Genomic DNA, 14,571 nt, shown 5'->3' with positions numbered 1-14,571 from the left:
TGCCCCTAGCCCTGTGGGAGCAAAGCTTGCTCGCGATAGCGGTCCTCCAGACATACCGCTGTCGCGAGCAAGCTTTGCTCCCACAGGGTCCGTCGCAGTCTTACAGGACGTAGCTATGTCCCTTTATCGTTTGCTCCTTCTTCTTGCCTGTCTGCTGTTGCCGATAGGCGCCCACGCCGGTGACGCCGAAGATTTCGTCGCCGCCAAGCCGCCCCAGCAAGCCAAGCTGCTGCAAACCTGGGCCGCGCAACCGGAACCTGAGCGTGTCGAACTGATCAACGCCTTGCAACAAGGCCAGTTGACCATCGACGGCCAGCCCAAGACCCTGCGTCTGAACAATCGCTTGCGAGGGCTGATCGAAACCGCCCTGGCCAGTCATCAACTGCTCGCCGCCGACGCCAATGTGCGCCTGGCCGCCGCCCAGCAACTGCAAAAAAGCGCACGCCCGGCCCAACTGGCGTTTCTCGACCGGCAACTGGCCGGCGAGCAAAACGAAGACGTGCATGCCGCCCTGAGCCTGGCGTTGGCGAACCTGCAACTGGTGGACCCCAACCCGTCAGTTCGCCTGGCCGCCGTCCGGCTGCTGGGGGAAACCGGCGATCCGCTGGCCCGCACCCGCCTCGAAGGCCTGCTCGAACCCGGCGTTGAAACCGATGCGGCGGTGCGCACCGCCGCCGAAACCAGCCTCGGCCAGGTCAAGCGCAAGCTGCTGATCGGCGAATTGCTGGGCCAGGCCTTCAGCGGCATGTCGCTGGGCTCGATCCTGCTCTTGGCCGCCCTGGGCCTGGCAATTACTTTCGGTTTGCTGGGTGTGATCAACATGGCCCACGGTGAGATGCTGATGCTCGGCGCCTACTCCACGTACGTGGTGCAGATGCTGTTCCAGCGCTTCGCTCCGAACGCCATCGAGTTCTACCCGCTGATCGCACTGCCGGTGGCGTTTTTCATCACCGCCGCCATCGGCATGGTCCTGGAGCGCACGGTGATCCGTCACCTCTATGGGCGCCCCTTGGAGACCCTGCTCGCCACCTGGGGCATCAGCCTGATGCTGATCCAGCTGGTGCGCCTGATGTTCGGCGCGCAGAACGTCGAAGTCGCCAACCCGGCCTGGCTGTCCGGCGGCATCCAGGTATTGCCCAACCTGGTGCTGCCGTACAACCGCATCGTGATCATCGCCTTTGCCTTGTTCGTGGTGGTGTTGACCTGGCTGCTGTTGAACAAGACCCGCCTGGGCCTGAACGTGCGCGCCGTGACCCAGAACCGCAACATGGCCGCCTGCTGCGGGGTACCCACCGGCCGCGTGGACATGCTCGCCTTCGGCCTCGGCTCGGGCATCGCCGGGCTCGGCGGCGTGGCCCTGAGCCAGATCGGTAACGTTGGCCCGGACCTGGGCCAGAGCTACATCATCGACTCGTTCCTGGTGGTGGTGCTCGGTGGCGTCGGTCAGTTGGCCGGCAGTGTGTTCGCCGCGTTCGGCCTGGGCATCGCCAACAAGATTCTTGAACCGCAGATCGGCGCCGTGCTCGGCAAAATCCTGATCCTCGCGCTGATCATTCTGTTCATCCAGAAGCGTCCGCAAGGCCTCTTCGCGCTCAAAGGACGGGTAATCGACTGATGAACCAGCCCCTGATGCTCACGGCCTCGCAAAAGGCCGGCCCCAAAATCACCATCGCCGTCGGCGTAGTGATCCTGGCAGTGCTGATGAGCCTGCCGCTGCTGTCGCTGTTGGCGGTGGATAACCCGCTGCACGTTTCGGCTTACACCCTGACCCTGGTGGGCAAGATTCTCTGCTACGCCATCGTCGCCCTGGCGCTGGACCTGGTCTGGGGCTACGCCGGCCTGTTGTCCCTGGGCCACGGCCTGTTCTTCGCCCTGGGCGGCTATGCCATGGGCATGTACCTGATGCGCCAGGCCGCCGGTGACGGCTTGCCGGCGTTCATGACCTTTCTGTCGTGGAGCGAATTGCCCTGGTACTGGAGCGGCACCGACAGCTTCCTCTGGGCCATGTGCCTGGTAGTGCTGGCGCCGGGTTTGCTGGCGCTGGTGTTCGGCTTCTTCGCCTTCCGCTCGCGGATCAAGGGCGTGTACTTCTCGATCATGACCCAGGCCCTGACGTTTGCCGGGATGCTGCTGTTTTTCCGTAATGAAACCGGGTTCGGCGGTAACAATGGTTTCACCAATTTCCGCTCGATCCTGGGCTTTGGCATCACTGAACCGGGCACTCGGGCGGTGCTGTTCCTGGCCACGGTGCTGCTCTTGGTGGCGAGCCTGTTTATCGGCTGGCGTCTGGCTCGCAGCAAGTTCGGCCGCGTATTGACCGCTGTGCGGGATGCGGAAAACCGCCTGATGTTTTGCGGCTACGATCCCCGGGGCTTCAAGTTGTTCGTCTGGGTACTGAGCGCCGTGTTGTGCGGCCTGGCCGGGGCGTTGTACGTGCCGCAGGTGGGCATCATCAACCCCAGCGAAATGTCGCCAACCAACTCCATCGAGGCCGCCGTGTGGGTGGCCCTTGGTGGGCGCGGCACGCTGATCGGGCCGCTGCTGGGGGCCGGTGTGGTCAACGGCATGAAGAGCTGGTTCACCGTGGCCTTTCCCGAGTACTGGCTGTTCTTCCTCGGCGCGCTGTTCATCGTCGTGACCCTGTATCTGCCCAAGGGTGTGATCGGGCTACTGAAGAAAAGAGGCGAATCATGAGAATCACTCCAACCGCCGATTTCATGCTCGAACCCATCCTTGAACCCAACAAAGACCAAGGCAGCAGTCGCGACGCCATCGGCCTCGGTCAGGCTGCCGGCAAGGGATTGAACACCCGTCACGGCACCATCCTGACCCTGGAAGACATCAGCGTCAGCTTCGACGGTTTCAAGGCCCTGAACGCTCTGAACCTGTACATCGGCGTCGGTGAACTGCGCTGCATCATCGGCCCCAACGGCGCGGGTAAGACCACGCTGATGGACGTGATCACCGGCAAGACCCGGCCCAGCGACGGCAAGGCCTGGTTCGGTGAAACCCTGGACCTGACGAGCATGAGCGAAGTGCAGATCGCCCAGGCCGGCATCGGTCGCAAGTTCCAGAAACCCACGGTGTTCGAAGCCCTGAGCGTATTCGAGAACCTGGAGCTGGCGCTGAAAACCGACAAGTCAGTGTGGGCCAGCCTGCGGGCAAAACTGACCGGCGAGCAGCACGCACGCATCAATGAGGTGCTGGAGACCATTCGCCTCACGACTTCGGTCAATCGCCCCGCCGGGTTGCTGTCCCACGGGCAAAAACAGTTCCTGGAGATCGGCATGCTGCTGGTGCAGGACCCACAGCTACTGCTGCTCGACGAACCGGTGGCGGGCATGACCGACGCCGAAACCGAGTTCACCGCCGAACTGTTCAAGTCCTTGGCGGGCAAGCATTCGCTGATGGTGGTGGAACACGACATGGGCTTCGTCGGCGCGATTGCCGACCACGTCACGGTGTTGCATCAGGGCAGCGTGCTGGCCGAAGGATCGCTGGCGCAGGTGCAGGACAATGAGCGGGTGATCGAGGTGTATCTCGGTCGATAGACCCGCAAACACATTCCCCCTGTGGGAGCGCGCCTGTGGAAGTGAGCCTGTGGGAGCAAAGCTTGCTCGCGATAGCAGCGCCTCGGTCTATCGGAAGGACCGCGTTATCGTTCATCGCGAGCAAGCTTTGCTCCCACAGAAAGGTATTGCTTCTACAGAAAAGTATTGCTTCCACAGGGAACTTGAGGGGGATTCAAGACATGCTGCAAGTCGACAAGCTGCACCAATACTACGGCGGTAGCCACATCCTGCGCGGCCTGTCGTTCGACGTGAAGGTCGGCGAGGTGACGTGCCTGCTGGGCCGCAACGGCGTGGGCAAGACCACCCTGCTCAAATGCCTGATGGGCCTGTTGCCGGCCAAGGAAGGGGCGGTGAGCTGGGAAGGCAAACCCATCACCACCTTCAAGCCACACCAACGGGTGCACGCCGGCATTGCCTACGTGCCCCAGGGCCGGGAAATTTTCGGCCGGCTGACGGTGGAAGAGAACCTGCTGATGGGTCTGTCGCGTTTTCCGGGTTCCGAGGCCAAGGAGGTGCCAGCGTTCATCTACGAGTTATTCCCCGTGCTGCAGCAGATGAAACTGCGCCGCGGCGGTGACTTGTCCGGCGGCCAGCAACAGCAACTTGCCATTGGCCGGGCCCTGGCCAGCCGCCCGCGCCTGCTAATCCTCGACGAGCCTACAGAAGGCATCCAGCCATCGGTGATCAAGGAGATCGGCGTGGTCATCAAGAAACTGGCGGCCCGGGGCGACATGGCAATTTTGCTGGTGGAGCAGTTCTACGACTTCGCCGCCGAGCTGGCCGATCAATACCTGGTGATGTCCCGGGGCGAGATCGTGCAGCAGGGGCGCGGAGAAAATATGGCAGCCGAGGGTGTGCGCGGGCTGGTTACGATCTAGTCTGTAGCGCTCTAACGATAATCAGAAATCATGAACCTACCTATCTTCTCACTGGCGCCTTCGCCCCTGTTCACCCCCAGCTGGCATGCCGAGCTGGAACTGGGTTACGCCCGGTTCGGTGACTGCACGCGCCCGGTGCAGCGCCGCCACAAAGGCCCGCTGCGGGTGCAAAAGCACCTGTACGCCGAAGGCCCCGAAGTGTGCCAGCACATTATCGTCCACCCGCCCGGAGGCATTGCCGGCGGTGACCGACTGGACCTCGCGGCCCACGTCGGCCCCGGTGCCTGGGCGCAGTTGACCAGCCCCGGCGCGGCCAAGTGGTATCGCGCCGCCGGCCCGGCCTATCAGCAACTGAACCTGAGCGTGGCCGCGGGGGCGACCCTGGAATGGCTGCCCCAGGAAACCATCGTCTTCAGCGCCGCCCAGGCCGAACTCAACACCAGCATCGACCTGCAGGGTGATGGGCGCTTGTTCTACTGGGACATGGTGGCCCTCGGTCGGCCGGCCAGCGGTGAGCGATTTGACCTGGGGCACTTTCAGTCGCGGCTGGACATCCGCCGCGACGGGCAGTTGCTCTGGCATGAACGCCAGCGCATTGTGGGCGGTGACGGGTTGCTCGACTCGCCCATCGGGCTGGGCGGCGATCCGGTGTTTGCCACGTTGTTGGTGACGGGGGAGATTGATAGCCAGTTGCTGGAACGGTGCCGTTCCCTGGGCCATGAAGTGCGCGGTGATCTGACCCAGTTGCCAGGCCTGGTCGTGGCCCGGTGCCTGGCGAGCGAGGCGCTGCTGGCGCGGGGATGGTTGATTGAAGTGTGGCGGCTTCTGCGCCCGGCGTTGCTGGGTCGAGAGGCCGTACCACCGAGAATCTGGAGTACCTGAATTTGCTTTTCTGTGGGAGCAATGGCGTGCAAGCAATGACTTTCTGTGGAAGCAGCAATGGTGCGCAAGCAATGACTTTCTGTGGGAGCAGCAATGGTGTGCAAGCAATGACTTTCTGTGGGAGCAGCAATGGTGTGCAAGCAATGACTTTCTGTGGGAGCAAAGCTTGCTCGCGATGAACGATAACGCGGTCCTTGCGATCGACCGAGGCGCTGCTATCGCGAGCAAGCTTTGCTCCCACAGGCTTTGCTCCCATAGGTTTGCTCCCACAAGGTTTGCGCCCACAGGCTTTGCTCCCGCAGGTTCGCTCCCGCAGGAAACTGTTTTTAGCCCTAATTATTTATCTGCCCTTATGGATTGCACATGGACCTGACCCCACGCGAAAAAGACAAGCTGCTGATCTTCACCGCCGGCCTCGTCGCCGAGCGGCGGTTGGCTCGTGGCTTGAAGCTCAATTATCCGGAGGCGATGGCCTATATTTCCGCCGCGCTGCTCGAAGGTGCCCGCGACGGCCAGACCGTGGCCGAGCTGATGCATTACGGCACCACGCTGCTGAGCCGCGAACAGGTGATGGAGGGCATCCCGGAAATGATCCCGGAGATCCAGGTCGAAGCAACGTTTCCCGACGGCACCAAACTGGTCACCGTCCACCAGCCGATCGCGTGAGGCTGCGCCATGACCTATGACATTCGTGACGCCCGGCACGCCGACTTGCCAGCGATCCGTGACATCTACAACGACGCGGTGCTGAGCACCACGGCGATCTGGAACGAACAGGCCGTGGACCTGGGCAATCGCCAGGCCTGGTTCAGCGCCCGACAATCGCAAGGCTATCCGGTGCTGGTGGTGGTCGACGACGAGGACAACGTGCTCGGCTATGCCTCGTTCGGCGACTGGCGGCCCTTCGACGGCTTCCGGCACACCGTGGAGCATTCGGTGTACGTGCGTGACGATCAACGCGGCAACGGCCTGGGCTCACTGTTGATAACGGCGCTGATCGAGCGTGCCAGGGCGTGCGGCAAGCACGTCATGGTCGCGGCCATCGAAAGCGCCAACGCCGCCTCGATTCGCCTGCATGAGCGGGCTGGCTTCATCACCACCGGGCAGATGCCCCAGGTGGGCACCAAGTTCGGCCGCTGGCTGGATTTGACCTTCATGCAGTTGATCCTCAACCCAGGGGCGCTACCGCCTGCCGTCGACAAGGAGTGATAACCGATGAACGCCGCCCAGTTGCGTCGAGTCCCCGCTGAAAGCTTTGCGCACTATCGCCAGGGCCTGATCGATCTGTTGCTCGATGCCGTCGGCTACGGCGCCAGCGTGGGCTTCATGGCCGACCTTGATGCGGTCCAGGCCCGCGCCTATTTCGACGAGGTCCAGGCTTGCCTCGACCAGGGCAGCCTGTTGCTGTGGGTGGTGGTCAAGGATGAGCAAGTGCAGGCCAGCGTGCAGCTTGCCCTGTGCCAGAAGCCCAACGGCCTCAACCGCGCCGAAGTGCAAAAATTGCTGGTGCGCGGCGACGCGCGCCGCCGGGGGCTGGGCCAACAATTGATGAGCGCCCTGGAACTCGGTGCCCGCCAACACAAGCGCGGCCTGCTGTACCTCGATACCGAGGCCGGTTCTGAAGCCGAAGCGTTCTACCGCGCCATGGGTTACATCCGCGTCGGCGAACTGCCCGACTACTGCCAGAGCCCGGACGGGACCTACACCCCGACCACCATTTACTACAAGACTTTGGGGCAACCACAATGATTCCAGGGCAATACCAGGTCCAGCCTGGCGACATCGAACTCAACGTCGGTCGCCGCACCCTCACGCTGAACGTGGCCAACAGCGGCGACCGGCCGATCCAGGTCGGCTCGCACTATCACTTTTTCGAAACCAACGACGCCCTGACCTTCGACCGCGCCGCCAGCCGTGGCATGCGCCTGAACATCCCGGCCGGCACCGCCGTACGCTTCGAACCGGGCCAGAGCCGCGAGGTGGAACTGGTGGACCTGGCCGGGCATCGGCGGGTGTTCGGGTTTGCCGGGCGGGTGATGGGCGACCTGTAAGTCATCGGGTGTCTGCACTGGCCCCTTCGCGAGCAGGCTCGCTCCCACATTGGAATGCGATCAAATGTGGGAGCGGGTTTGCTCGCGAATCTGTGAGCGAAGCGAACGGTCTCAAATTCAATTGAATCTCAAGGCGAACACATGAAAATCTCCCGCCAAGCCTACGCCGACATGTTCGGCCCCACCGTCGGTGACAAGGTCCGCCTGGCCGACACTGAACTGTGGATCGAAGTGGAAAAGGACTTCACCACCTACGGCGAAGAAGTGAAATTCGGCGGCGGCAAGGTGATTCGCGACGGCATGGGCCAGAGTCAGCTGTTGGCCGCCGAGGTCGTGGACACCCTGATCACCAACGCGCTGATTATCGACCACTGGGGCATCGTCAAGGCCGATGTCGGCCTCAAGGACGGGCGCGTCAAAGCCATCGGCAAGGCCGGCAACCCGGACATACAGCCTGACGTGACCATCGCCATCGGCGCCAGCACCGAAGTGATCGCCGGTGAAGGGATGATTCTCACGGCCGGCGGTATCGACACTCACATCCATTTCATCTGCCCGCAGCAGATCGAAGAAGCGCTGATGAGCGGCGTCACCACCATGATCGGCGGCGGTACGGGCCCGGCCACCGGGACCAATGCCACCACCTGCACCTCCGGCCCGTGGCACCTGGCGCGCATGCTCCAGGCTGCCGACGCTTTTCCGATGAACATCGGCTTCACCGGCAAGGGCAACGCCAGCCTGCCGGAGCCGTTGGTCGAGCAAGTCAAGGCCGGTGCCATCGGCCTGAAGCTGCACGAGGACTGGGGCACCACCCCGGCGGCCATCGACAATTGCCTGAGCGTGGCCGACCAGTACGACGTGCAGGTGGCGATCCACACCGACACCCTCAACGAGTCCGGCTTCGTCGAAACCACCCTGGCCGCGTTCAAGGGCCGCACCATCCACACCTACCACACCGAGGGTGCCGGTGGCGGTCATGCGCCGGACATCATCAAGGCCTGCGGCTTCGCCAACGTGCTACCCAGTTCCACCAACCCGACCCGGCCCTTCACCCGCAACACCATCGACGAACACCTGGACATGCTGATGGTCTGCCATCACCTGGACCCGAGCATTGCCGAGGACGTGGCCTTCGCCGAAAGCCGTATCCGTCGCGAAACCATCGCCGCCGAGGACATCCTCCACGACTTGGGCGCGTTTTCGATGATCAGTTCCGACAGCCAGGCCATGGGCCGCGTCGGCGAAGTCATCACCCGCACCTGGCAGACCGCCGACAAAATGAAGAAGCAGCGCGGCGCCCTGCCCGGCGACGGCGAAGGCAACGACAATTTCCGCATCAAGCGCTACATCGCCAAGTACACCATCAACCCGGCGATCACCCATGGCATCAGTCATGAAGTGGGCTCCATCGAAGTGGGCAAGTGGGCCGATCTGGTGCTATGGCGTCCGGCGTTCTTCGGCGTCAAGCCGACGTTGATCCTCAAGGGCGGGGCGATTGCCGCCAGCCTGATGGGCGACGCCAACGCCTCGATCCCGACACCGCAGCCGGTGCACTACCGGCCGATGTTCGCAAGCTACGGCGGCTCGCGGCATGCCACCTGCCTGACCTTCATCAGCCAGGCCGCCGCCGAGGCTGGCTTGCCGGAACAGCTTGGGCTGAAGAAGAAAATCGCTGTGGTCAAAGGCTGCCGCGACGTGCAGAAAACCGACCTGATTCACAACGATTACTTGCCGAGCATCGACGTCGACCCACAGACCTATCAGGTCAAGGCCGACGGCGTATTGTTGTGGTGCGAACCGGCTGAAGTGCTGCCGATGGCGCAGCGCTACTTCCTGTTTTGAGTTGAATCACACTGGGTATCCGGCCAACAGTTACATGTGGCGAGGGGATTTATCCCCGCTGGGCTGCACAGCAGCCCTAAAAAACTGATCACATCAACCTGATACATCGCGGTGGCCGGCTTTGGGGCTGCTTCGCAGCCCAGCGGGGATAAATCCCCTCGCCACAGGGTTCATTGATCCAGGCGGGAATGGCGTCGTCTTACAGGTCCGTGCTCTCCACCAGGGCGTCCAGCTCCTCTTCGGTCAATAACTGAATCAGCTCCGCTTCCTTGACCTTGTGTTGCAAGCCCAGTGTTTCGGATTGACTGACATAGTCAGGCTCCTCCAGGGTTCCGGCCGCTTTCGCCTCATCCAGCGCAAGCTGATTGGCGATGAGGGCATCATTCATCGCCTGGAAAAGGCTCGCGCGTTTTTGCTTCACGTAATCGATCCAGAAGTCCCGGCCAACCAGCGACTGCAATTGCTTCGGCGAATCATCCAGCGCCAGGATTTCGGCCGCCGCCGCATTGAGCATCTGAGCCGTAACGCCCGCCATCTGGATAAAACGCCCACCCTTGGGCTGTCCCGGCAGTTCCAGTCGATCCTTGAGACCGACACGGTAGGCCAGACGCACCTCCACTTCCTCGATCTGCCTTATGCGTCGGTTCTTTTGCGCGGTGGTGAGATCCTCACGGGCATTGATCGTGTCACGCCGCTGCTGGATGTCCTGCAGGGCAATTCGCTCCACCTCATCGAGGCGAAACAACCCCTTGGCCAGCCGGATCAGCGTCGCAGCCTCCTGCTCTCCCGCTGTCAGGGCCTTGGCGTTATGGATCATCAATTTGATTTCCAGGTAGCTGAAGGACAACGCGGCGCGATCCTCACACGCCGGCGCGCCAGCCAGGTCGAACAGTTCACGGCGCAAGTCGGTGGAATCCCTGATCGCTTCAAGCATCTGCCAGACACGCGCCTGGAGGTCCGGATAATTTTCCACTTCCTGGTAAGAACCGGCCAATCGGTTCAACAGCTGGAAAAATTCCCTGGATTGCGTTTCAGCCTCCAGGCTCCGCCACAGCGTATTTTTGTCCTGATGTTGCTCCCTGGGCAGGTCTAGCAGCCATCGATCCACATCCAATAGCCTTCCCCCTGGGACATGTTCGAACGCACCGGGCAAACGAAAGGCCGCCCATTCGGGATGCGCCGGCAAGAGGTTCGTCCAATAGTCACGCAAGCGCTGCTGGGTCGCCTCGTTCAGCGGATTGCTCTGCAGCAGGGTCACGCCATTGACCCGTGCCGTGGCTTGAGCACGCTCGGCCGGTGGATCAGTCAGTTCGGTCGGTACTTCGGTCAGCTGGTTGTTGCGCAAATCCAGCTCTTCCAGCGGCAGGTCGCGCAGGCCAGTCGGCCAAGTGCTGATATCGGTACCGTTCAGATTCAGCCCACGCAGGTCGGGCAACCGGCTGAAATCCGGTAATTGGCCCAGGGGGTTCCATTTCAGGTCGAGGATTTTCAGCCGGGTACGTCCTTCAAGGATCTGAATGCTACGCGCTGACAGGGTGATTTCGTTCATCGCCAGGTGCAGCCGGGTCAACCCCTCCATCAATTCCACCGAGGGAGGAAGATCGTTCAGTCTGTTGAACGACATGTCCAACCAACGAAGCGCGGAGAAGCTCTTAAGGAACTTGTCGCAGGAGGGTTCGGCCAAGTACATGCTACGCAGCTTCAGCGAGACCACATGGCTGAAGTCGGCCGACAGACCTGGCAGCGTCCCTAACGCCACTCCGCTCAGATTAAGCTCATAGCCGACCCTGCTGCCATCCACCGCCGTAACGATCGGGCCTTGGCGCCGCCAGCACCATTCGATTCGATTAGCCATGCCCCGCTTGATCGCGGGTAGCAGTTGCTCGACACGATCATTACCCGCATCAAACCATACGGGTGTGCTGGCCCAGCGGTCCAGATCCCGGATCAGCGTATCCAGCTCGACTTTGCGTCGCTTGAGCTCGGGAACGGCTTGATCCCCCAGGGACCGCAACAGGGCCTGGACTTGCTCGCTCGTATAATCCGGGTACAAGTCCAGCACCCGACGCTCCGGTGACCGGCCCAGGCCCAACCGCTCCCGCACGCCGCTCATGGGGTAGCCAACCTTGCCCGAGGCCAGGCGCATCGGTGATTTGAAGGAGGGCTTGCGCGGTTGCATCTTCAAGTGCTTCGCCAGCGAAGCTCGGCTCAATGGCATGGTGCCGATAGCCTTTTGCAGGAGGACGCCCTGATGAATCGAAGGTCGGCCCATGGCCCGCCGCTCGGCATCCGGGAGCGCATGCTGCAAGGCATCGTAGAGGCTATCCCAATGACTCAGTTCATTGCCGTTGTCGTCGAAAGCTTTGTAGCGCTCACCGTTCTTGACCACGACCTTGGTCTGCATTGCGCCTTGGGCACCGACGCTGTCGATCAAGGCACCTGAAAACTCCTCCTCGCGCAGCTCGATGCGTACCGCGTCGTTCCAGCCGGGCAAGCTCTTCAGGGTCGCCAACACCAGTCGGGGCGTGTCGGCCGTGACCAGCGCCTCTCGATAGAGCCCCTCGTAAGCCCGGTTCAAGCGCAGCGTTCGCTGGTAGTCACGCAGCTCCTCGGCGATGCGCAGCGGGATGGGTTTGGTCTGGGTCGCATCCGCCAAGTGCCAAGCGGCCATCTGCTGTTGCTCGGTCGGGCTGGCAAACGCCACCACCTGATCGATGGCCGCCGCTGGAACCGAGGGAAAACGGGATTTAATCAGCGCTGCACGCGGGTCGCTCGACATGTCGCCTTTGGCGTAGTAGTCGTTAAGCACGTTCACCTTTTCCCGCACCACCACGGCGGCGAGTGTCTTGCGCAGCTGCTGGATCCGAGCGTCCATATTGGTTTTCGCAATCGCCGGGCTCGTGCCAACCAACAGATCGCCCCCCGCAGCGTCCACCGTCTCGATCAGATTCTTCAACACCCAGGGTGTGCGGACTTTCCTCTCAGGAATGATGACGTCGCGAACCCGGCCCCCTTCTTGCGATGGGCGAACGTATTCCCAAAGCGTCTTGCCCGCACCGTCGACCACTTTGAGCTTGAGCCCTTTTGGCCACGGACCGTAGCCCGTGAGTAGATGCAACTGGGTCATCGGATCGGCGTGTTCATACTGCAGCGGATCTTCGCTTTGCAGTTGCCCGATGAAATAGTCGACTTGCCGGCACAGGTCGAAGCGCTTGATCGTGTCGGCCAGCAAAGCTGGCATCGGTTCGCCCTCGACATGCAGCCGCCGCAGCACCTGCTCGCTCGTGCCACTGGCCGTACGGATCTGCTCCAGCTCAGCGTTGCTGAAATCTTTGACGCAGTAACCGAGCCGGCGCATCAGCGTCGCCCCTTCCCAACTGCGCGGTTGTTCCAGCTCATGGCTCCAGGCACCACTGCCGTTGTCCGTCAGCCCAGGCTGATAGGCGTCCGGCCCCCGGGAAGGATGACGAATGTGATAGCGCTGGGTCGTCGGGTCCTGTTGCACCTGATAATTCTGGCCGTCCAGCGGCACGACTTCTCGACCGTCGACAAGGTACAGCCCTTGAGGGTCCGGGACCGAAGTCGCAGGCAGCTCCAGCGTACTCTGGTAAGGCTTCAGGTCAGGGCGCCAGAGGTGTGAATCGCCATTGGCCAGTTGCACCGGTTCCAACTGCTCCACCGTGCTCGACCATTGAATGTGCGGCAGCACCGCCGCGCCTGTGGCGACGAATGCCGTGTTGAGGGCCACGCTGGAGAAATGCGCCCACATCTCCCTGGTCTCCCCCCGCTCGAACGCTTCGATGCCCTCGAACGCCTCGTTGCACATCTGCACCGCGCCCACCGTCAGCATCAGCGGCCCAAGCCCTGGCACCACGAACGCAGCCAGGTTGAAAACATCGACTACCGAATCCAGGTAACTGTCCAGCCGCGCCAGGCGCGCCTTCTTGTCTTCATCCCCCGTGGGTACCGCCACCGTTCGGGCGTCGGCCTGGATCTTCTGGATCTGCCTGAGACGCAGCGACTCCCACAACGGCTCGGGAATGGATGAGGTCTGCATAGGCAATGCCGGCAATTTCGACTTGAGCGGGTAATCGGCCCGGGCATCCGCTTGCGCGCCGGGTTGATAGAGGTGGTTGAACTGCTGGAAAAATCCGCTCAACTGGCCCAACGGTACAAAACGACTGAAGAAGCGCCGGTAAGCAACGCGATGCAAACGCTGTCGCAGGTCGGCCATGAATTCGCCGCTGGCGGCATATTCCTTGAGGGGTTGCTCGGGATCGCCCGGCATGTAGGCCACGACCCGTTCCACCCGACGACTGCTTTCACGGTCGGGCCCGATCAGCACCGGGCCAACCAGCCCGACCCCGAAAATGCTCAATGAGGTGAACGTCACCGGCCGGCCATCGAGCATGATCGCGCGTTGGTCGCTGACCACCTGCTGCAACATTCGGTAGGCGGCCAGACTGATGTCACCCTTGGCCCAGGCGACCTCGACACAAAGCGCCAATCCCTCTTTGTGATGTTCGCGCAGTTGGCGATCCAACTGGCTGCGTACCTCGTGATTGATCGGCCGTACGATGGCGTTGATGTGTTCCTGATACTGGCGCCCCAGGTCCAGCTTGCGGCACAGCCTGGCAAAGGCGTCAGGTGCGATCGGCAACGCCCCGGCACGAAAGGCGCTGACAGCCGGGACAACCTCGCCGCCATAAAACGGACGTACCGTAGTGATGAGGTTGCAGTCGTCACAGCCGGATTTGTGTTCTTCGTCGGACGAGAAATTGGCCAGCGCGGCCTCCAGCAGCGAAGTTCCGCGGTATTCGTAACGATCGAAATGGCTGCCTTCGCTGTCGAGTACCAACGCGCCAAAAAAATCACCGCGCGCCTGGCGCCCGTATTTGCGAACGAAATAAACCTGGTTGACGTTCAAGGTGCGCTTGAATTCATCCTGGATCGCCTGGTTGAGCAGCGGCTCGGCAAAGGCGCGCAGGTCCTGGATGTTGCCCAACACATTGTCGATCTGGTTCAGGGTTTCGCGGTAGCGGGCGTGACTGTGCTTGAGGCGGGCCCGGGTTTGGTGGGAGGCCTTCACGTACCAGTCTGGCAGTTCCAGCGTATGGTCGCTCAGCTCCTGCTGGCGCTGCACGATAGCGCCGCTGTACCAGCCGGGAATTCGGGTCTTGAGCAGGTCGAAGTGCAGGCTGCGGCTTTCAGGGCGCACAGGGCCAAGAATCGGTTCTGGCATATCGGGTCATCCTTGATGTTGGAAAACCCGAGCCTACTCAGTGCCTCACCGCTGAAGGTGGTAACTATCTATCGCTTTTTCGACTGGGTATGACCCACAGGATC

At 62.0% G+C, this 14,571-nt stretch carries 11 protein-coding genes; 10 read left to right on the top strand and 1 reads right to left on the bottom strand.

What is annotated here, in order from left to right:
* Positions 1 to 115: 115 nt before the first annotated feature.
* The 10 genes from urtB to ureC all read left to right on the top strand — a co-directional run bounded on the left by urtB (position 116) and on the right by ureC (position 9,225).
* Positions 116 to 1,615, top strand: a complete 1,500-nt coding sequence (urtB, locus tag PSH57_RS03125; protein WP_305387771.1) for an urea ABC transporter permease subunit UrtB — start codon at positions 116 to 118, stop codon at positions 1,613 to 1,615.
* Positions 1,615 to 2,694 (top strand): urea ABC transporter permease subunit UrtC, encoded by a 1,080-nt coding sequence (gene urtC / locus PSH57_RS03120; protein ID WP_305387769.1) that lies wholly within the window; start codon positions 1,615 to 1,617, stop codon positions 2,692 to 2,694. The genes urtB and urtC overlap by 1 nt, the downstream gene beginning before the upstream one ends.
* A complete protein-coding gene (urtD, locus tag PSH57_RS03115) occupies positions 2,691 to 3,551 on the top strand; it encodes an urea ABC transporter ATP-binding protein UrtD (protein WP_305387767.1) in 861 nt (286 codons plus the stop codon). Before urtC ends, urtD begins: the two co-directional genes overlap by 4 nt.
* A 200-nt stretch (positions 3,552 to 3,751) precedes the next feature.
* The gene (urtE, locus tag PSH57_RS03110) at positions 3,752 to 4,450 is read left to right on the top strand and encodes an urea ABC transporter ATP-binding subunit UrtE (protein ID WP_305387766.1); all 699 of its coding nucleotides are present in this window, start codon (positions 3,752 to 3,754) and stop codon (positions 4,448 to 4,450) included.
* A gap of 30 nt (positions 4,451 to 4,480) precedes the next feature.
* Complete coding sequence (locus PSH57_RS03105; RefSeq protein ID WP_305387765.1) at positions 4,481 to 5,332, top strand: urease accessory protein UreD; 852 nt, start codon at positions 4,481 to 4,483, stop codon at positions 5,330 to 5,332.
* A gap of 363 nt (positions 5,333 to 5,695) precedes the next feature.
* Positions 5,696 to 5,998: an urease subunit gamma gene (gene ureA, locus PSH57_RS03100; protein ID WP_003197350.1), complete on the top strand. Its 303-nt coding sequence runs from the start codon at positions 5,696 to 5,698 to the stop codon at positions 5,996 to 5,998.
* 9 nt (positions 5,999 to 6,007) lie between these two features.
* On the top strand, positions 6,008 to 6,541 hold the full coding sequence (locus tag PSH57_RS03095) for a GNAT family N-acetyltransferase (RefSeq protein ID WP_305387764.1): 534 nt from the start codon (positions 6,008 to 6,010) through the stop codon (positions 6,539 to 6,541).
* Positions 6,542 to 6,547: 6 nt separating this feature from the next.
* Complete coding sequence (locus tag PSH57_RS03090; RefSeq protein WP_305387763.1) at positions 6,548 to 7,081, top strand: GNAT family N-acetyltransferase; 534 nt, start codon at positions 6,548 to 6,550, stop codon at positions 7,079 to 7,081.
* Positions 7,078 to 7,383, top strand: coding sequence for an urease subunit beta (locus tag PSH57_RS03085; RefSeq protein WP_014336352.1), 306 nt, complete (start codon positions 7,078 to 7,080; stop codon positions 7,381 to 7,383). Before PSH57_RS03090 ends, PSH57_RS03085 begins: the two co-directional genes overlap by 4 nt.
* A 141-nt stretch (positions 7,384 to 7,524) precedes the next feature.
* Positions 7,525 to 9,225 carry an urease subunit alpha gene (ureC, locus tag PSH57_RS03080; protein ID WP_305387761.1) on the top strand — a complete coding sequence of 567 codons (1,701 nt, stop codon included), beginning with the start codon at positions 7,525 to 7,527 and terminating at the stop codon, positions 9,223 to 9,225.
* 199 nt (positions 9,226 to 9,424) lie between these two features.
* On the opposite strand, the gene PSH57_RS03075 is transcribed toward ureC, so the two are convergent.
* Positions 9,425 to 14,467, bottom strand: coding sequence for an NEL-type E3 ubiquitin ligase domain-containing protein (locus PSH57_RS03075; RefSeq protein WP_305387760.1), 5,043 nt, complete (start codon positions 14,465 to 14,467; stop codon positions 9,425 to 9,427).
* Positions 14,468 to 14,571 lie beyond the last annotated feature (104 nt).

The sequence above is a fragment of the Pseudomonas hefeiensis genome (assembly GCF_030687835.1).
Classification (GTDB): Bacteria; Pseudomonadota; Gammaproteobacteria; order Pseudomonadales; family Pseudomonadaceae; genus Aquipseudomonas; species Aquipseudomonas hefeiensis.
The sequence above is the reverse complement of the archived record's forward strand: the minus strand, read 5'-3'. Positions and strand labels throughout refer to the sequence as shown.